Raw genomic sequence first — 16,350 nt, forward strand, 5'->3', positions numbered from 1 at the left:
GAGTTCGAGCAACTGAAGGAGGTTCGGAATTTCGCACGTAACCGTTCGAACCGAATCTTTAACGTTAGTCCGCCTTGGTAGCGATTCTCCGCCATAACGCAGGCGCCACCGGAAAAAACACAGAGGCGGTAATTTTTGATGACACGCGAACTATACTGTGTGCCACATGAAAGTATTTTAAAGATATTAAAAGCCGGTTTTGCTGTCAATTGAATTGCTAAGACCAATTTCGAGGGCTACTTCCACGCTTTACACGTGATGCAGCTTGCCAATACGTCCGCCAGTAGTCCTCCGCCGGCGCTGCAGTTCATCGCGTATCGTGCTCATGCGACAGGACCATTGACTGCGTCGTTCGGCGTCGTTGCTGGCACGCCTGGTTTGTGCCCTGTGAGCAAATCAGGGCTCTCTCCACGTTTCTTGTTGTTCCCTCGAACAGCAGGGTAGGCATAGCCGCATTCCCAGCTGAGGTGGTTGATTTACGCCCGCTAGGAGCCCAACGATGTTGCCCACTGGAATTCGCTATGAACAATTTACTCTCGTTCCTCAAAAAAGCATTTCGCGCAACAGCGTTCGCCATATTGGTCGCAACGTCATTGACCGCATGTGGCGGAGGTGAGTCAGGCGCGACCGGGTCCTCCGCCGACAAATCCGGGTCGCCGACGCAAACAAACGGTGGATAGGGCGTTGCCTTTGCTCGCCTCGCTGGTCCTACGCGACGTGCTTGTTGGCAATCAAGCAGTAAAACGAATGGAGGCATCAAATGAGTACATCTTTTCTTTCATCGTTCCGTGGCGCCCCGACAAAACGTCGCGTTAGCTGCCGAGGCGCACTGCGCTCAGCACTACTGTTCGCGGTCCTTGCGATGGGTGCATGGTTGGTCCCCCAGACGGCCACTGCCGATAACGTGTTCATCGGTGACGTCGGTGACAATTCAGTGAAAGCTTTCGACGCGACAAGCGGGGCGTTCAGCGGAACGTTCATCGCCCCAAAGAGCGCTGGTCTGAAAGGGCCGACAGGAATGATTTTTACTGACGGGCAACTCGTGGTTGTTAATCAGAATACGGGCTCGGGGGGAGGCTCAGGCCAACGCGGTGAAATTCTGCGCTTTGATGATGTCACCGGCACTTTCATCGGCAAGCTCGTCGCGTCTAGCGACCGCAATGCACCTTTTGCGCCGCAGGGCATTGTGCGCGGAGGACCAGACAATGCCTTCTATGTTGCAGATATCGGCGACCAGTCGAAGAAGTGCACCAACGAAGGCAATGTCAAGGTATATGACAATGCAGGGGCGTTTATAGGCAACCTCGACCGGCAGGCATTCCATTTGGAATTCCATCCGCGAGGTATGGTGTTTGGACCGGACGGTCTGCTTTATGTCTCTGCTGTGGGCTGTCTTGACCCGACGGACGCGCTATACGCGCCACTCGCTGGATACATCTTGCGATTTAATGCGAGGACCATGAATTTCGTAGACGTGTTCGCTTCAAATGCCACAGTGCCAAGCTTGCACCGTCCAGAAGGCTTGGTGTTTGATAGCAAAGGTAACCTGTGGGTGACCAGCTTTCGGGATAACTCTCCCAACTCCACCGACGTCGACAGAATACTAAAGCTCAATGGCAAGACGGGTGAACTTCTCTATACATTGCCACTATGGGTTTGGGACTCGTCCAAGCCGGCAGCTCAGGCCATTCTTGCGAGGGCCTATGCGCAGGCGGTTCTCTTCGGGCCCGGAGGCAAGCTTTTTGTTCCCATCACGGGTGGCGGTGGCGATACGGCGGGACAAGTGAGGCGTTGCGACATCGCGACAAATCAGTGCGACGTTATCGTTAAGGCCGGCGGAGTGCTGCAGTCGCCGTGGTTCCTGATTTTCCGGAGCACGGACCCCGCGACGCTCGGATATACGGGGCGGTAATCTCGCGCAGTTCCCAAGGCAAGGCGGTCGCGGTCCAATGTGCCTGAGCCGACCGGACCGCCGACACGAACGTTTAGCGGGAGAGCGGCGACGAACGCGGACGTGGCGATTTGCGGGAGAATGATACTCACGGTCTTACGATGACGGAGAGCGAGCGCGTTGCGCGTCATTCGCGAACGGGAACGGTCGATGGGCGGCGGAAGTTGGCCCGACTAAGAGAGCGTGCAACAGTCATGTAGTGCCAGGTGTTTGGCCTTCGCCCGGTCACCGCAGCTCAGTTTTTCCGGCATGTCCGCTCGTTTCCTGCTCAACCACCGTCGTATTGGCTATGCGGTCGTGCAACGTCTGCCTCTTGTCATTGAACAGGACCCACAGAAAGCCGGCGCCGCACGTGGCAAAGGTTAGGAGATACCCAATTGTCCGCAGCCCGGCTTGTCGGACTGTCATCGCACGTCCGGTATCGACATCCACTATCTGGAGATGTAGTGCGCGTTTGCCGGGTGACGTACCCCATGTTGCCCACATCAAGCCGGTCACCAGAATGGGAATGCACTGCCCTATTGCCAGCCAGAAAAGAATGGTCGAAACGTACGACTCAGGCGCCATCAGGATGTCTTGCGTGGAGGGGCCGAGAGGGATAAACAAGACAATTGCAGTCCACCAGATTGAATCGATGGCGAGCGCTGTTGCGCGTCTCGAGTAGGAGGCATATCGCATTCGGAATGGACTCGGTCAAAGTCGGGTTCTAAACGTGCAGACTGTCGAAGCTATTAGGCGATTCGCCACTGAGCAGGGCGCCCTTTTGCTCGTACCTCGCGCGAGGTAGGTCGACCGCTCATCTTTGCGCGCAGGTGCCCGGCGGCTTCCGCGCTACTCGTGGCCGTCGACCCACGCACGACACCATGCAATACCGGCCGATTCGGCTTCCTCGTCCGTCCCGAAGGTGCCGAGCACTCCGGACACGTCGACGACTTTCGTGTCGCGCGTGATCGTGCCGCTTGCCGCGAATCGCTCCGGTCGCAAGATGTCTTCTTGCTGCAGGATGGCGTGACCCCACAGCGTGTACCCGCGATATTTCTCAGTTTGCATTTGTCGACCTCTGTAGGTCCTTCATGCTATGCACCTCCAATCATTGCTTCAAATCGAGTTGCTTGGCAAGCGCTTACTGTCTGATGCGCCGCATGTCAACACCGGCCGCCTTCAACGCTGTGTCAATTATCTGTAACTCGTGGCCGAAATCGAGCGCCCATTCTTCGCCATCGCACCGTACGGTCATGCCGTGGTGCATTGAAATTAGATAGCGCGCCTTGTACAGCGCGTCGACAAGCTTGGATTCTCGCTCGGCCTCTCGGACCCATTCGTCCGCTCTCATGTTGGAATCTCCTTGATAAATCGCTCGGGGCAGGATGCCGCAGTCAGGCGATTGCATCGCTGGTTGCGCGAGCGTCAATTTCAAACGGCACGACCGCGCGGCGCGACCGACCGCGTGCGCTCATGAGCGCTACCCCGGGACGCACGTTGACAGTCAGGTTGCCTTCGAACTTAGGGCCCTTGCGCTTGATGATGTCCACGTTAATGCCTTCTTCGGCGGGACGCACCGCAACTCGCAGTTCGGCCGGAGACGCTTCTGATGCCGAGAGAATGGGCCGAATTACGAAGAACAGTGACGTGCTCGAACGGGCAGCCAAGAGGAGTCGCCTTAGCGCATCCGTGCGCGTGCGTCTGCCAGAGCAGGACGGCACCGCAAATTCTCGCTTTCAGAATCTGCTCCGCCGACCACAACTGGTCGTTCGAGCGCTTCGCACGCAACAAGACAACCAACTGAGACGCGCGCCAGAGGGCCGGGTGAATCGGCTCCGGTAATGGGGTGCGAACATTATCCATGGTCAGCGAAGTACTGTATGGATATACAGTATAGCCTGGATTTTCGCAGGTATCATGGTGCAACGAGAGGCGCCAATGCATGCAAGCCAATTGCCAGCCCAGTGGAGAAACTCGTCCGAAAGGTGCACTTGCACGGGGAGGGCCACAACAACGTTTGGCTCTAGCAGCGCTGACGATTGAGGAGAAGCAGGGTGCCTGTGTTGCTACACCTGAGCAGGCCTGCAACGCCAACTTGACCCGGAGTAAACATGTGCTACTCGGCTCAAATTGAAGCTGACTATAAACGATTTATCCGGATGTTCGGTGCCACCATTGATATCCGTGAGTTTGCACGACTGTACTGGGAACGCGCGGAGGGACGGCTAAAGGCAAAGCTTCCAAAGGCTATGGATGACGCTTTCGCGAATCCGCAGAGCGACGCCGAAGCTGAAATCAAGCGGCTTATCGACCGCTACAACGCGGACCAGATGAAGACGCTCGAAGAAGAACTTTTCAAGCAACGCGCGAGGTTAATAGCCGCGGAGCGAGCACTGCAGACAAAGACAACGAAAGCTGCGACTGAGAGTAAGCGAATCGCTGGCGACAAAATCGAAGCGGCGCTTGGGCGAATTGACGACATCAGGCGCACGGAGTTGCTCGCTCGCGATTCGCGGATTTTCCCCGGGAACTACGCACCTGTGCTCATCCAGGAGAATGGTCAATTGGTGGTCCGGCCGATGCGATACCTATGTCGACTCGAAGGCAAGCCAGCCAGCTATGATTTCAAGTACCCGGGAACGTACAACGCCCGATTGGACAGTCTAGGAGGTTTCTGGAAGCCTCTGTTCGGTTATTCGCATGGTCTGCTGGTCGTTGATTCGTTTTATGAGAACGTCAAGAGGTCGAAAATGGAAGGACGCGTCTTGGCGGAAGGGGAGGATGACGAGAACGTCATCTTGCAGTTCACGCCACGCGATGGAAGCAGGATGCTGGTCGCCTGCCTGTGGTCGAAATGGACGGCGCCGGGCGAGCCCGACCTATATTCCTTTGCAGCTATCACGGACGAACCGCCGCCGGAAGTCGCCGATGCGGGACATGACCGCTGCGTTGTTTCTATCAAGCCAGAAAACGAGGCTGCCTGGCTGAACCCAAATTCGCAGGATCTGGCAGCACAGTACGCAATTCTTGAAGACAAGGTTCGTGCGTACTATGAGCACAAACTTGCTGCTTGAGATTGTTCAGGCAGCGAACTTGCAAAATCGACTCCCCAATGACTGAAACTGTTGACACACCGCGCTTGGAGAAGTGGATTCGCCTGATGGCAGACCATTCTTCGACTGGCATCGGGCTTAGCGATGGAGCTATGGCGGAGCCAGACGAGTTACCCGTCTCATCGCATTTGCACGCGCGCATCGAGACTTGGAGCGGCTGGTATGAGAACAGCCAGAGCTATATGTTTCCTAATGAAAGGACGATAGTCTTCGACTACAAATCGTTCTCTCTGGAAGGTTTGGGGATAGCGCGTGCCATCAAGGCGGAGTTGCCCGATTGGACAGTGGTGTATTTCGATGAGGCAGCGCGCGAAGAGACACGAGACTCGCCGAAGCGAGTGCGGAACACCTTCGAATACGAAATCAAGTAGTGTTGGCTGCGACCGCCCTCGCCGCTCAGTGCACATTTGCGGTCAGGGAATACGTCATGCGATGCTCGCACCTGGAGGCGTGGCCATAGGTTGAATGCCACCAAGAAGCGAGTGCGCAGTTAAGGCGATGCCGATTTGAAACGGCTCAAGATGCGATGAAAAAGTATCGCGCCCGCAAAGAGGCGCTGACCATTTAAGTTGTGCCCGTCATAAAACAACGGAAGGCAAAGATGGCTGAGAGAACAGACTGCAAGTGCATGACCTTGCCGCTTTGATTACGATATCCGAGTTCCGCTGCCCGATGGCGACGTCGAATTGTTCGGCTACTCGTTTTGTGGCACGAAGTGGCTGCGGCACTTCGTGACGCCCGATGAGTTCAAGCAGCGGTATTGTTCAACTGAAGTAACCGAGGCCGTTCTCCAAGATATTGTTTGAGAAGAAATGTCTAGGGACAACATATTTGCGACCGGACAGCATTCGTTTGCAAGCCACCAAAGAGCCTCGGTTCGCACGCGCCGCTTCGTCCCGGTGATAACATTTGTTGTCATCTTCCCGCCCGGTACACCACATGCCCGACAACTTCGACGAGCTCGCCGCCATGATCCGCGCGCGCTTCCCGGAACTCAGCCCGCAGTTCCAGATGGGCGCGGCGTTTCTGCTCGATCATCCCGATGAGGTCGCCGTCTCTTCGATGCGCAAGGTCGCCGAGCGCGCGCAGGTGCAGCCCGCGTCGCTCGTGCGGCTGTCGCAGCAACTGGGCTTCCCGGGCTGGAACGAGTTGCGCGACCTGTTCGTCGCGCGCGTGCGCACGCGTCCCGAGCCGCTGACGAGCCGCGCCCGCTCGCTCGTCAAGGGCCACGCGAAAGATGCGCTTGCGCACGATCTGCTCGTCGCGCACCAGCACAACCTCGAAGTAACCACCGCGCACAATGCGCGCGTCACGGTCGAGGCGGCGAAGCTCTTGCGACGCGCCGCGCATGTGCATGTGGCCGGGTTCCGCTCGTGTTATCCCGTTGCGTTCGGCCTTGTCTATGGATACCGGCTGTTTCGCTCGTCCGTTTCGCTGCTGACGGGCGAAGCGGGCACGCTCGAAATGCAGCTGCGCGGCATCGGGCGCGACAGCGCAACCGTCGTCGTCAGCTTCGCGCCGTATTCCGTCGAAGCCGCGCGCGTCGCCGAAGCCGCGCTGGAAAAGGGCAGCAAGCTGATCGCGATCACCGACAGCGCCGTGTCGCCCATCGCGCTGAACGCGGACAAGGTGCTGATCTTTTCACACGAAAGCCCGTCGTTTTTCCCGTCCCTCGTGGCGGCGACGGCGATTGCAGAATCGCTGGTCGCGCATCTGCTCGCGCTCGAAGGCACGGATGCCGTTCAGCAGCTCGAACTCGCCGAGCAGTCGCTGCACGCGAAGGGCGCCTACGTGCCCTGAGCGGACGGCCGGCGCGACGAACCCGCGACAACGGTTGGGCGAACTGCATCGTCATTGACAACATATGTTGCAATGAATTATAAATACGCATCGCGTGTTGATTGGCGTTCGAAACCTTTCTCGCCCGCTTGGCGGCGGCTCGATAGCCACGCCGCCACCCGTTTACGCTCGCTCAAGGAAAGCGCATGACTACCGTATTCCACCGCATGCCAAAGCAGACGTTGCCCGTCGCCGTGAAAGGCGAGGGCATCGAGATCATCGATTCGACGGGCAAGCGTTACATCGACGCCTCGGGCGGCGCGGCCGTCTCGTGCCTCGGCCACAGCAACCAGCGCGTGATCGACGCGATCAAGCGCCAGGCGCAGGAACTGCCGTACGCGCACACATCGTTCTTCACGACGCAGCCCGCCGAGGAACTCGCGAGCTATCTCGTCGAACACGCGCCACGGGGGCTCGGACACGTGTATTTCGTGTCGGGCGGCTCGGAGGCGATCGAGGCGGCGCTTAAGCTCGCACGCCAGTACTTCGTCGAGGTGGGCGAGCCGCAGCGTCGGCATATCATCGCGCGCCGTCAGAGCTATCACGGCAACACGCTCGGCGCGCTCGCGATCGGCGGCAACGCATGGCGGCGCGAGCCTTTCCTGCCGCTGCTGATCGACGCGCATCACGTGAGCCCGTGCTACGCGTATCGCGAGCAGCGCGCGGACGAAACGCAAGAGCAGTTCGCGCAGCGGCTTGCCGATGAACTCGAACAGAAGATTCTCGAACTCGGGCCCGACACCGTCGCGGCATTCGTCGCGGAAACGGTGGTCGGCGCGACGGCGGGTGCGGTGCCGCCCGTGCGCGAGTATTTCCGCAAGATCCGCGCGGTCTGCGACCGCTACGGCGTGCTGCTGATCCTCGATGAAATCATGTCCGGCATGGGCCGCACAGGCTATCTGTTCGCGTGCGAAGAGGACGGCATCGCCCCCGACCTGCTGACCATCGCGAAGGGTCTCGGCGCGGGCTATCAGCCCATCGGCGCAACGCTCGTGAGCGACAGGATCTATCAGGCGATTACGGGAGGCTCGGGCTTTTTCCAGCACGGTCACACGTACATCGGCCACGCGACGGCCTGCGCCGCCGCGCTCGAAGTGCAGCGCGTGATCGCCGACGAGCATCTGCTCGACAACGTGAAGGCGCGCGGCGAGCAGTTGCGTGCGCTGCTGCGCGAGCACTACGCGCAGCATCCGCATATCGGCGATGTGCGCGGCCGGGGGCTCTTCGTCGGTGTCGAGCTGGTGAAGGACCGCGCGACCAAAACCCCGTTCGACGCGAAACTGAAGCTGCACGCCGCGATCAAGCGCGAGGCGTTCCAGCGTGGGCTGATGGTGTATCCGATGGGCGGCACCGTCGACGGCAAGATCGGCGATCACGTGCTGCTCGCGCCGCCGTTCATCTGCACGCCGCGCGATATCGAGCAGATCGTCAGCCGTCTGACGGATGCGACGCAAGCCGCGCTTGCGGCGACGGGCGCGGCCTGAGTGGCCTTGAACCCATAGCCGAAGAGATTCCGATGACCAACCGCCTGCCACCCTTCGACGCCACTCAGGCAACGCCCGACCAGAAAGCCGTGCTCGACGAAATCCTGTCCGGCCCGCGCGGCAATCTGAACGGGCCGTTCCTCGGCTGGATCCATAGCCCCGAACTCGCGCAGCATGCGCAGCGCCTCGGCGCGTTCTGCCGGTACAAGACGGGCTTGCCGCTGCGGCTGTCGGAACTGGCGATTCTCGTCACGGCATCGCGCTGGCAGGCACAGGCCGAGTGGTTCATCCACTATCCGATCGCGATCGATGCAGGCGTGCGCGCCGACGATGCCGAGGCGATCCGGCAAGGCCGCGAGCCTTCGTTCGCGGATGCCGACGACGCGCTGATCTACGCGTTCGCCACCGAGTTGTACGATGCGAAACGCGTGTCGGACGCGACCTATGCGAAGACGGTCGAGCGCTTCGGCTATCAGGTGACGATTAATCTCGTCGGCCTGCTCGGCTATTACGCGCTGGTTGCAATGACGCTGAACGTGTTTGGCATGCGCGCACAAGGGCAGGACTCGCTGCCGTTCGTCGAGTAAGGATCGCCTTCAACGCGACAAACGAAACAAGGCCCGGCTGACATCGAAGTCAGCCGGGCCTTTATCTATTCGCGTGCGGCGTGTTGGTTCTGGGTAGTGCGCCGCTTCAGGAGACGGCCCTCGATTGGCGCATCCGGTTGGCGCGCTCAGTTGGCGCGCTCAGTTGGCGCGCTTAGTTGGCAAGATCAGTTGCCGCGGAACGTCGAGAAAATGCGTTGCTCGATGCTCGGACGCGAGCCCGATTGCGACGAGCCAGCCGACACGCCGCCGACTTCCGTCGCCAGCGACCTGGAGCCGAATTCCGGCGTGGCCTTCGGATACGTGACGTCGTTCTGGTCGAGCGTGCCGTTTTGCTGCGCAGAAACCAGCTCGGCGCGAACCTCCGCGCGCGTGACGGGGCCGTTGGCTTGCTGCGCGAACGACAAAGCGGGAACGATCAGAGCGGATGCGACGACAACTGCGGAAAGAAGCGACTTCATGGTGACCTCCGGATACATATGATTGATCGGTCCGGTCTGAACGGATGTCCGAACCGTTGAGCGCAGTGTATTTCCGGAAGGGGTGATGAAAAAAGCGGCGCTTCGGAGAAAGATTCTTGCGTCGACTGAAATAATCGCCGGCGCGCGAGGCTTCACGGCACCGGCACCGATAACCGCCTATGATGAAGTTTCCGTCCACGCACAACGCCCATTCGATCGGCACGACACACGGGACGGGTGCTTCAGGCCGCGGAACGCGGGCGAGACGGACGCGGCGGGCATCGTAGTCGGCAACGCAGCAGCACGAACCGGCATGGGACGGGATGATGGCAAAAGCGCCCACTCCCGTCGACATGCCTACCTCTGGTCCACACAGGAGAGTCTAATGAAGCGCAAGGCATCAGCAATCTGGCAGGGTGGTCTGCAGGACGGCAAGGGCTCGATCTCCACCGATAGCGGCGTACTCAAGGACACGCAGTATTCATTCTCGACGCGCTTCGAAAACGGCATCGGCACGAACCCCGAAGAACTGATTGCGGCGGCACACGCGGGATGCTTTTCGATGGCGTTGTCGGCGGAACTCGGCAAGGCGAACATCAAGCCCGAGCGCATCGCGACCACGGCCACCGTCACGCTCGACAAGGACGGCGGCGGCTTCGCGGTGACTGCGTCGCATCTGGATGTCGTCGTGAAGATTCCGGGCGGCGACAAGGCCGCGTTCGACAAGGCTGCCGCCGACGCCAAAGCCGGTTGCCCGATTTCGAAGGTATTGAACGCGACGATCACAATGGACGCGAAGCTCGAAACCTGAGCGCGCATTGCCGGCGAGCGGCGCGCAACGGATACGCCGTTATCTGCGGACGCTTGCGCGCCATGTCCGCTCGCTGTTTTCCCTCCTTTTTGGGCGAGCCAGCCAGGTTCGCCGGGTTTGCATGCAACTCTCGACGGGGCGGCCATGACATCACAAGCAGAAAAGGCAAAGGCGTTTCGCGCGCTTCATGAGGCGAGTGTTCCGTTCGTGATTCCCAATCCGTGGGACATCGGCTCGGCGCGTCTGCTCGAAGCGCTCGGCTTCCAGGCGCTCGCGACGACGAGCGCGGGCTATGCGTTCTCGCGCGGCGTGCCGGACAGCGCAGTCGGCCGCGAGCAGATGATCCGGCATCTCGCCGAGCTTGCGCCCACGACAAATCTGCCCGTCAGCGCGGACCTCGAGAACGGCTTCGGCGATGCGCCGGAGGACGCCGCCGAAACGATCCGTCAGGCGGCAGCGGCGGGCGCCGTCGGCGGTTCGATCGAGGACGCGACGGGCCGCGCCGACGATCCCATCTACCCGCACGATCTCGCCGTCGAACGCGTACGCGCGGCAGCGCAAGCAGCGCGCGCGTTGCCGTTTCCGTTCACGCTCACGGCGCGCGCGGAGAACTATCTGGTGGGCCGTGCCGACCTCGCCGACACGATTCGACGCCTGCAGGCGTTCCAGGAGGCAGGCGCCGACGTGCTCTACGCGCCCGCGCTGAGAACGCGCGAGGACATTGCCGCCGTCGTCTCGTCCGTCGATCGGCCCGTCAACGTGTTGATGGGGATGGCGGGCATGCCTTATTCCATCGACGATCTCGCGCAGATGGGCGTGAAGCGGATCAGTGTCGGCGGGGCGCTCGCGCGCGCGGCGCTGGGCGCGTTGCTGCGCGCAGCGCGAGAAATGCGTGAACACGGCACATTCACTTACGCGAACGATGCCGCCACGACCAAAGAGATTACCGATCTGTTCGCCGCCGTGCGCAAGCCCGACTGACGAGAAGATCGTCCGGCGCGAATGGGTGTCGGTTGATCAATTAACTGGAAAACGAGCGCTATTACGCCGTGATAATTTGCGGGGCGACGATTCGTTCGATTCATAAGAACGGTCTAAGTCTTTGCTGTGCGGATGAAACTTTCGGTATTAACGGTTCACGCTCAAGCCAGGCGACCGTCGAACGTTGAGTGAATCGCGGCGACGCGCAGCATTGGCACGATTCGGCATTGGCCGACACCTGAGCGCTCCTTACCCGTCAAGCCACGGCGCCAGTAATCATGCGCACCCATCATGGCGCGCATCAGCCGCATCGCCAAACTCCGCGGTCTCCTCCCTGGAGGTTTGTTCAACGCCTGCCCTCATGCGCCTGAGCGATGCAGCCAAAGGCAGGCATCAAACAAACCTGAACAGGTTCGACCCTTCGCGAGTGAAATTCCAGTGGCCGCCCGTGCCTGTTGAATCAATCCGTCGATGCAATCGTTTGATGGAATCTTTCAACCGGTCGCAATTCTCAACAGCGGACGTTCAACCGGCTGTGAATCACGTGACTATTGATGTGCATGTTCCTTGTCGTGAAATTCGTGCTGTAAGGCTACGGGCAAATTGAATTTCACATACCTGGTTGCGTAGATCTTATGGTTCGGGTTGACCAGTTCGATCCGCACTGTGTGCTCGCCGGCCGGCAGTCCCGCAATGTCGATCGTGTTGTTGTCACTTGCATCGGCCCACCACCACGGCAGATTGTCCACGGTGATATGCAGATGGCCGACGCGTGGCGATACCTTGGTGGCGCCCGCTCCGAACACTGGAACAATGCGCAGGTTCTCAACGCGGTATTGAATCCACACCACACCAATCGCCAAACCTTCCGGCAGCGGCGCATCGACGAACAGCCTGGGCGGCGGTTCGTTTTCAACTTCCACATACGTCGAAGCACCGCGAACCGCCTTGGCGCTCGGTGGTGCGACATCGGCAGCAGTGGCCGTGAATGACGAGACGGAAAGTAGGGCGGCCGTTGCTGCCACCAGGTGTTTGATGTCCATGATTTGCTCCTTTATGGATGGCCAGCCGACGCGCCACCATCGACGGGCAATACCGCGCCCGTGATCCACGAAGCCTCGTCAGAGGCGAGGAAAAGGACAGCGTCTGCAATATCGCCAGGCTGGCCATTTCGGCCCAGCGGGTGGAAAGCATTGAAGGTCGGCAGAACGTCCTTGACCTGCGCAGGGTTCATGAAGGTGTCGAAGATCGGCGTCTCAACGACGGCCGGTGCGACAGTGTTGATGCGGATCTTCAACGGCGCCAGTTCGATGGCAAGGTTGCGCGTCAATGCATGAACGCCGGCGTTGGCGGCTGAGTAAACAGCGCAAGGCGTTGCGCCCACAGCCTGGTTGGCCCAGAACGATCCCGTTTGCACAATGACGCCGCCACCACGCTTGTGCATGGCCTTCGCGGCCGTCTGAGCCATGAAGAATTTTCCCTTCAGGATGGTGTCGAGGAACCAGTCAAATTCCGTACCATCGACTTCGAGGAAAGGCTTCGGACGAAACACGCCTGCATTGTTGAACAGAATGTCGACGCCGCCGAATTCGCGTTCTGCCAGCTCCACGATTGCGTGCGCAGTTGAGGGCAGCGCGATGTCTCCAGCGAACAGGCGCACGCGCTCGCAGCTGGAATCGATGTCGTTTGCCGCTTGCTCAAGTTTCGCAGCATCGCGGCCCGTGATGACGACCTTCGCGCCTGCTTCCACGAGACGTTTGGCCACTTCCTTGCCGATGCCGGAGCCGCCCCCGGTAACCACGGCAACTTTGTTCAGAAATTTTTTCATGGTAGTGTGAAGATGCGGTGTTTTGACGATGCGCTGGTTGTGAAAGATGACAAGCCCCGCCTACCTGAATGCCTTGAAAGCGTTTGAGGCCGCCGCGCGGCATCAGAGCTTCTCTGGCGCCGCTGCAGAGCTGAACGTCACTGCCACAGCGGTCGGGCAGCAGGTGCGCAGCCTCGAATCGTGGCTGGGCATTGCCCTGTTCGACCGCATTGGCAGCGGCTCGTCGCGCCTGATTCCTACTGATGCCGCGCGCGCCGCATTGCCCGATATCCAGGAAGGCTTTGCGCGCTTAAGCCTTGGACTGGCACGCTTGCGGGACGAAACTACCCATGCCGAACTGACCGTCGCCGTCAGTCCTGCGTTCGCCGCGAAATGGCTTTTGCCGCGCCTTGAACACTTCCGGTATGCGAACCCCAACCTGAACGTCTACCTGAACACCAACTGGCGCACTGTCGATTTCGTCGTCGAGCAGATCGACATCGGCGTCCGCTACGGCGCGGGCCAGTGGCCCGGACTCGTGGCGGTTCACCTGATGAGCGAATCGCTCTTTCCCGTGTGCTCGCCCAACTTCCCGCTGCTGGCGGATGGGAAACTGTCCATTGAAGCGCTATCCCGAGCAACCTTGCTGCATGATGTGACGGCGATTTCCAATTTCCCGGGCTGGCAACATTGGTTGTCCGAGTTCGGTTACACGGGCATTCATGCCGAAAACGGCCTGCGCATCAATAACTCCGCAGCGGTCTTGCAGGCTGCGATGGATGGGCAAGGCGTCGCGCTGGCGCGAAGCGTCATGGCGCACGACGACCTTGCTGCTGGCCGTTTGATCAAGCCATTCGGTGAGCAATGCAGCTCGCTGAAACTGGGTTACTACATTGTGTTTCGGCCTGAGTCGGGTAGCCTGTCGAAAGTGCAGACTTTCCGGGATTGGCTGATGGCTGAAGCGGCGCTTCAGAGCTGACCGAAGCCACCGTCCACCACCAGTTCGGAACCCAGCATGTAGCTGGATGCGTCACTGGCCAGGAACAGCACCGCGCCTGCGATTTCTTCAGCGTTGCCAAGACGGCCGATCGGAATCATGTCCACGGCGCCCTGAATGTAGGCCTTGAATTCAGCGTCGCTTTGGCCTGGATGCTCGGACTGGCCGACACCGCGCAGGATAGGCGTTTCGATCAGGCCTGGGCTGACGGCGTTGACGCGAATGCGGCGCGGCAGCAGCTCAGCGGACAGCGTGCGGGCCAGCGAACGTACCGCCGCCTTCGACGCCGACAGCGCGCCGCGTCCCGGTGCGCCAACCTGGTTCAGCCAGGCGGTGTTGAGGATGATTGAAGCGCCTTCGCGCATAACGGGCTCCACGGCCTGGATGGTGAAGAAGGTGCCCTTCACGTTGATGTCCATCAGTTTGTCAAACTGCTCTTCTGTGGTCTTGCCCAGCGGCGTGACGAAGGCGACGCCTGCGTTCGCGAAGAGGATATCCAGGCTGCCGAATTGCTCCTTGACTGTGGCAGCCATGCGCTGCAGATCTTCGCTGGAGCGCACGTCTGCTTCCAGCGTCAGCACGTCGCCACCAAGAGCATCGCTTGCCTGTTTCAGCGACGCCGCATCGCGGCCGGTGATCGCAACGCGCGCGCCGTTTTCAAGGAACAGCTTTGCCGTCGCCAGGCCGATGCCCGAGCTACCGCCAGTGATCAGTGCGGTCTTGTTCATCAACATGGTTAACTCCCGATTAAACATTGGTCAGCGCTGCGTGTGCATCGAGCACGCGCGCGGTGTAAGTCATGGCCGCGCCGGCATTGAGGGCGATGGCCACACCCAGCGCTTCGGCGATCTCTTCGCGCGTTGCGCCCTTGTCGACAGCGTGCCTGGTATGCACCGCAATACAGCCGTCACAGCGTGTAGTCACTGCCACGGCCAGCGCGATCAGTTCGTGGATTTTCGGTTCAAGCCTGCCGGTCTTGATGGCTGCCGCATCCATCGTCCCGATGCCGCGCACGACGTCTGGGCTCAGCTTCGCAAATTCCCCAATACGCGCAAGGAGGGCAGTGCGTTGCGCGGTCCAATCGTTCATCATGGTTTGATTCCTTCAGGTGGTTGCGTGATGTGGTGATTATCGGCAGCCACCCAAGGGCGCGACAAACGGGATTAAATTCGCCTCGCCAGAAGAAAATCTTTGCCACCAGACCTTGTGCGCCGATTACGCCGGCTTCATTTTTCTTTTGGTCTGCCCTGAAACAACTGCATCGCACCTCATTTGTGTCCCTGCTGGCGGCAGTCTTATCCTCGCGGAACGTGCCAACAGCCTCGCTTCCTCTGTGGCCAGCGCAGGTTCTGCCTGGGCACGTTCACATTGAACCGCACCGCCCTTGGGTGGCACGATGCGACCTCGGCGCTGCACCCATTGCGGTAGACGATGGACACCCGGTGGTGTCGACGGCTTTGGCCGGGCTCTGGATGGCTGTCATCAGCATGTTTTGGTAAGGGGTTTGTCTGCGTTTCGTTGTTGTGTGTTTGTTGGATATTTGAAACGCAGCGTCTGACCTGGCTGGCTTTATTCGTAGCTGCCTTTTCTCTATCGTTTGTCTTGACGATGCAAGGATGCGCCATCAGGCGAGCGTTAATGAATATTGCGGCAATCAAGTTCCAGGAGGGCCGTAGGTCTGGATCGCATCATCGCGCCTCCCGCAGCCGGAAAGCCTGCGATCCGATGCGCGAGCGATCGGACGAACCCGTGGCAGCAGATCACCGACTGGCGCCGCGCGATTTCTTATCCGCAGGACCGGCAGGGCCAATGTCTGAGCGGCTCAGCCTCGCTTCAAAAAGCAGGTCGCTGTAGCAGTTGCCAGAAGTTTGCCGTCGACCGATTTCAACGTACCTTCTGAAGTTGCGATGTTCTGCGAGAGATGGACCGTACGGCCTTCCGCCACGAGGTCTTGATCGCGCGGCACAGGTCGCAGCATTTTCACTTGCAGGTCGATCGTGCCGTAACCAACGCCTGGTTCCAACATCGAGTGCACTGCGCAACCTGTCACGGAATCGAGTACGGTTGCGGCAAAGCCGCCATGCACGCCGCCAAGTGGATTCAGATGCTGGCTGCCTGCACGCGCGATGATCTTCACATAGCCAACGTCGACCTCCGCGAATGACATGGGAATCGTCTTTCCCATCGAAGCGCCTGGCAAGTCGCCTGACGCGACTGCTCGCAGCAATTCCATACCGCTCATTTTCAACGTATCCGCACGAGAATCCCCGTTATTGAGCGAACGTCGCTGATGGCTGACGATTCTCCCATTGCGATGAC

Annotated in this window: 20 protein-coding genes; 10 read left to right on the forward strand and 10 right to left on the reverse strand. The window is 59.8% G+C overall.

What is annotated here, in order from left to right; all coding sequences use genetic code 11:
- Nucleotides 1-760 precede the first annotated feature (760 nt).
- On the forward strand, nt 761-1,912 hold the full coding sequence (locus J8I87_RS36520) for a hypothetical protein (RefSeq protein ID WP_209937199.1): 1,152 nt from the start codon (nt 761-763) through the stop codon (nt 1,910-1,912).
- Nucleotides 1,913-2,176: 264 nt separating this feature from the next.
- Here J8I87_RS36520 and J8I87_RS36525 read toward each other — a convergent pair whose 3' ends face one another.
- The 4 genes from J8I87_RS36525 to J8I87_RS45225 all read right to left on the reverse strand — a co-directional run bounded on the left by J8I87_RS36525 (nt 2,177) and on the right by J8I87_RS45225 (nt 3,483).
- Nucleotides 2,177-2,629 carry an RDD family protein gene (locus J8I87_RS36525; protein ID WP_209937201.1) on the reverse strand — a complete coding sequence of 151 codons (453 nt, stop codon included), beginning with the start codon at nt 2,627-2,629 and terminating at the stop codon, nt 2,177-2,179.
- A 153-nt stretch (nt 2,630-2,782) separates the two neighbouring features.
- The gene (locus J8I87_RS36530) at nt 2,783-3,001 is read right to left on the reverse strand and encodes a hypothetical protein (protein ID WP_209937202.1); all 219 of its coding nucleotides are present in this window, start codon (nt 2,999-3,001) and stop codon (nt 2,783-2,785) included.
- 73 nt (nt 3,002-3,074) lie between these two features.
- Entirely contained in the window at nt 3,075-3,284 is a 210-nt protein-coding gene (locus J8I87_RS36535; protein WP_209937203.1) for a hypothetical protein, read from the reverse strand.
- A 43-nt stretch (nt 3,285-3,327) separates the two neighbouring features.
- Complete coding sequence (locus J8I87_RS45225; protein ID WP_245254414.1) at nt 3,328-3,483, reverse strand: hypothetical protein; 156 nt, start codon at nt 3,481-3,483, stop codon at nt 3,328-3,330.
- 561 nt (nt 3,484-4,044) lie between these two features.
- Between J8I87_RS45225 and J8I87_RS36545 the strand changes: the two genes are divergently transcribed.
- The 5 genes from J8I87_RS36545 to J8I87_RS36565 all read left to right on the forward strand — a co-directional run bounded on the left by J8I87_RS36545 (nt 4,045) and on the right by J8I87_RS36565 (nt 8,956).
- Nucleotides 4,045-5,007, forward strand: coding sequence for an SOS response-associated peptidase family protein (locus tag J8I87_RS36545; protein ID WP_209937204.1), 963 nt, complete (start codon nt 4,045-4,047; stop codon nt 5,005-5,007).
- 38 nt (nt 5,008-5,045) lie between these two features.
- Nucleotides 5,046-5,417, forward strand: coding sequence for a hypothetical protein (locus J8I87_RS36550; RefSeq protein WP_209937206.1), 372 nt, complete (start codon nt 5,046-5,048; stop codon nt 5,415-5,417).
- A 568-nt stretch (nt 5,418-5,985) separates the two neighbouring features.
- Entirely contained in the window at nt 5,986-6,846 is an 861-nt protein-coding gene (locus tag J8I87_RS36555) for a MurR/RpiR family transcriptional regulator (RefSeq protein ID WP_209937207.1), read from the forward strand.
- A gap of 185 nt (nt 6,847-7,031) precedes the next feature.
- Nucleotides 7,032-8,369: an aspartate aminotransferase family protein gene (locus tag J8I87_RS36560; protein ID WP_209937208.1), complete on the forward strand. Its 1,338-nt coding sequence runs from the start codon at nt 7,032-7,034 to the stop codon at nt 8,367-8,369.
- Nucleotides 8,370-8,401: 32 nt separating this feature from the next.
- Nucleotides 8,402-8,956: a carboxymuconolactone decarboxylase family protein gene (locus J8I87_RS36565; RefSeq protein WP_209937209.1), complete on the forward strand. Its 555-nt coding sequence runs from the start codon at nt 8,402-8,404 to the stop codon at nt 8,954-8,956.
- A gap of 185 nt (nt 8,957-9,141) precedes the next feature.
- On the opposite strand, the gene J8I87_RS36570 is transcribed toward J8I87_RS36565, so the two are convergent.
- The gene (locus J8I87_RS36570) at nt 9,142-9,435 is read right to left on the reverse strand and encodes a DUF4148 domain-containing protein (RefSeq protein ID WP_209937210.1); all 294 of its coding nucleotides are present in this window, start codon (nt 9,433-9,435) and stop codon (nt 9,142-9,144) included.
- A 385-nt stretch (nt 9,436-9,820) separates the two neighbouring features.
- Between J8I87_RS36570 and J8I87_RS36575 the strand changes: the two genes are divergently transcribed.
- Together J8I87_RS36575 and J8I87_RS36580 are read left to right on the forward strand one after the other, a co-directional pair.
- Nucleotides 9,821-10,246: an OsmC family protein gene (locus J8I87_RS36575; protein ID WP_209937211.1), complete on the forward strand. Its 426-nt coding sequence runs from the start codon at nt 9,821-9,823 to the stop codon at nt 10,244-10,246.
- A gap of 144 nt (nt 10,247-10,390) precedes the next feature.
- A complete protein-coding gene (locus tag J8I87_RS36580; RefSeq protein WP_209937213.1) occupies nt 10,391-11,227 on the forward strand; it encodes an oxaloacetate decarboxylase in 837 nt (278 codons plus the stop codon).
- A gap of 548 nt (nt 11,228-11,775) precedes the next feature.
- Here the strand turns inward: J8I87_RS36580 and J8I87_RS36585 are convergent.
- Together J8I87_RS36585 and J8I87_RS36590 are read right to left on the reverse strand one after the other, a co-directional pair.
- The gene (locus J8I87_RS36585) at nt 11,776-12,270 is read right to left on the reverse strand and encodes a DUF6130 family protein (protein WP_209937214.1); all 495 of its coding nucleotides are present in this window, start codon (nt 12,268-12,270) and stop codon (nt 11,776-11,778) included.
- A gap of 11 nt (nt 12,271-12,281) precedes the next feature.
- On the reverse strand, nt 12,282-13,028 hold the full coding sequence (locus J8I87_RS36590) for a glucose 1-dehydrogenase (RefSeq protein ID WP_313068056.1): 747 nt from the start codon (nt 13,026-13,028) through the stop codon (nt 12,282-12,284).
- On the opposite strand from J8I87_RS36590, the gene J8I87_RS46110 reads away from it, so the two are divergent.
- Both J8I87_RS46110 and J8I87_RS36595 read left to right on the forward strand, forming a co-directional pair.
- Nucleotides 12,921-13,142: a hypothetical protein gene (locus tag J8I87_RS46110; RefSeq protein WP_313068059.1), complete on the forward strand. Its 222-nt coding sequence runs from the start codon at nt 12,921-12,923 to the stop codon at nt 13,140-13,142. The two genes, J8I87_RS36590 and J8I87_RS46110, sit on opposite strands and share 108 nt — an antisense overlap.
- On the forward strand, nt 13,102-14,013 hold the full coding sequence (locus J8I87_RS36595; RefSeq protein ID WP_209937216.1) for a LysR substrate-binding domain-containing protein: 912 nt from the start codon (nt 13,102-13,104) through the stop codon (nt 14,011-14,013). The genes J8I87_RS46110 and J8I87_RS36595 overlap by 41 nt, the downstream gene beginning before the upstream one ends.
- On the opposite strand, the gene J8I87_RS36600 is transcribed toward J8I87_RS36595, so the two are convergent.
- The 3 genes from J8I87_RS36600 to J8I87_RS36610 all read right to left on the reverse strand — a co-directional run bounded on the left by J8I87_RS36600 (nt 14,004) and on the right by J8I87_RS36610 (nt 16,273).
- Nucleotides 14,004-14,765, reverse strand: coding sequence for an SDR family oxidoreductase (locus J8I87_RS36600; protein ID WP_209937217.1), 762 nt, complete (start codon nt 14,763-14,765; stop codon nt 14,004-14,006). The two genes, J8I87_RS36595 and J8I87_RS36600, sit on opposite strands and share 10 nt — an antisense overlap.
- A 13-nt stretch (nt 14,766-14,778) precedes the next feature.
- The gene (locus tag J8I87_RS36605; RefSeq protein ID WP_209937218.1) at nt 14,779-15,123 is read right to left on the reverse strand and encodes a carboxymuconolactone decarboxylase family protein; all 345 of its coding nucleotides are present in this window, start codon (nt 15,121-15,123) and stop codon (nt 14,779-14,781) included.
- A gap of 730 nt (nt 15,124-15,853) precedes the next feature.
- Nucleotides 15,854-16,273 (reverse strand): PaaI family thioesterase, encoded by a 420-nt coding sequence (locus J8I87_RS36610; RefSeq protein ID WP_209937220.1) that lies wholly within the window; start codon nt 16,271-16,273, stop codon nt 15,854-15,856.
- Nucleotides 16,274-16,350 lie beyond the last annotated feature (77 nt).

Source organism: Paraburkholderia sp. LEh10 (assembly GCF_017814945.1).
In the GTDB taxonomy this organism is placed as follows: Bacteria; Pseudomonadota; Gammaproteobacteria; order Burkholderiales; family Burkholderiaceae; genus Paraburkholderia.

Bases quoted from the DNA above. Each gene is read 5' to 3' on its own strand.
- J8I87_RS36535 (WP_209937203.1), bottom strand. From the start codon at position 3,284: ATGAGAGCGGACGAATGGGTCCGAGAGGCCGAGCGAGAATCCAAGCTT.
- J8I87_RS36605 (WP_209937218.1), bottom strand. From the start codon at position 15,123: ATGATGAACGATTGGACCGCGCAACGCACTGCCCTCCTTGCGCGTATT.
- J8I87_RS36530 (WP_209937202.1), bottom strand. From the start codon at position 3,001: ATGCAAACTGAGAAATATCGCGGGTACACGCTGTGGGGTCACGCCATC.
- J8I87_RS36560 (WP_209937208.1), top strand. From the start codon at position 7,032: ATGACTACCGTATTCCACCGCATGCCAAAGCAGACGTTGCCCGTCGCC.
- J8I87_RS36585 (WP_209937214.1), bottom strand. From the start codon at position 12,270: ATGGACATCAAACACCTGGTGGCAGCAACGGCCGCCCTACTTTCCGTC.
- J8I87_RS36570 (WP_209937210.1), bottom strand. From the start codon at position 9,435: ATGAAGTCGCTTCTTTCCGCAGTTGTCGTCGCATCCGCTCTGATCGTT.
- J8I87_RS36565 (WP_209937209.1), top strand. From the start codon at position 8,402: ATGACCAACCGCCTGCCACCCTTCGACGCCACTCAGGCAACGCCCGAC.
- J8I87_RS36610 (WP_209937220.1), bottom strand. From the start codon at position 16,273: ATGAGCGGTATGGAATTGCTGCGAGCAGTCGCGTCAGGCGACTTGCCA.
- J8I87_RS36550 (WP_209937206.1), top strand. From the start codon at position 5,046: ATGACTGAAACTGTTGACACACCGCGCTTGGAGAAGTGGATTCGCCTG.
- J8I87_RS36575 (WP_209937211.1), top strand. From the start codon at position 9,821: ATGAAGCGCAAGGCATCAGCAATCTGGCAGGGTGGTCTGCAGGACGGC.
- J8I87_RS36600 (WP_209937217.1), bottom strand. From the start codon at position 14,765: ATGTTGATGAACAAGACCGCACTGATCACTGGCGGTAGCTCGGGCATC.
- J8I87_RS36520 (WP_209937199.1), top strand. From the start codon at position 761: ATGAGTACATCTTTTCTTTCATCGTTCCGTGGCGCCCCGACAAAACGT.
- J8I87_RS36545 (WP_209937204.1), top strand. From the start codon at position 4,045: ATGTGCTACTCGGCTCAAATTGAAGCTGACTATAAACGATTTATCCGG.
- J8I87_RS36580 (WP_209937213.1), top strand. From the start codon at position 10,391: ATGACATCACAAGCAGAAAAGGCAAAGGCGTTTCGCGCGCTTCATGAG.
- J8I87_RS36555 (WP_209937207.1), top strand. From the start codon at position 5,986: ATGCCCGACAACTTCGACGAGCTCGCCGCCATGATCCGCGCGCGCTTC.
- J8I87_RS36525 (WP_209937201.1), bottom strand. From the start codon at position 2,629: ATGCGATATGCCTCCTACTCGAGACGCGCAACAGCGCTCGCCATCGAT.
- J8I87_RS36595 (WP_209937216.1), top strand. From the start codon at position 13,102: ATGACAAGCCCCGCCTACCTGAATGCCTTGAAAGCGTTTGAGGCCGCC.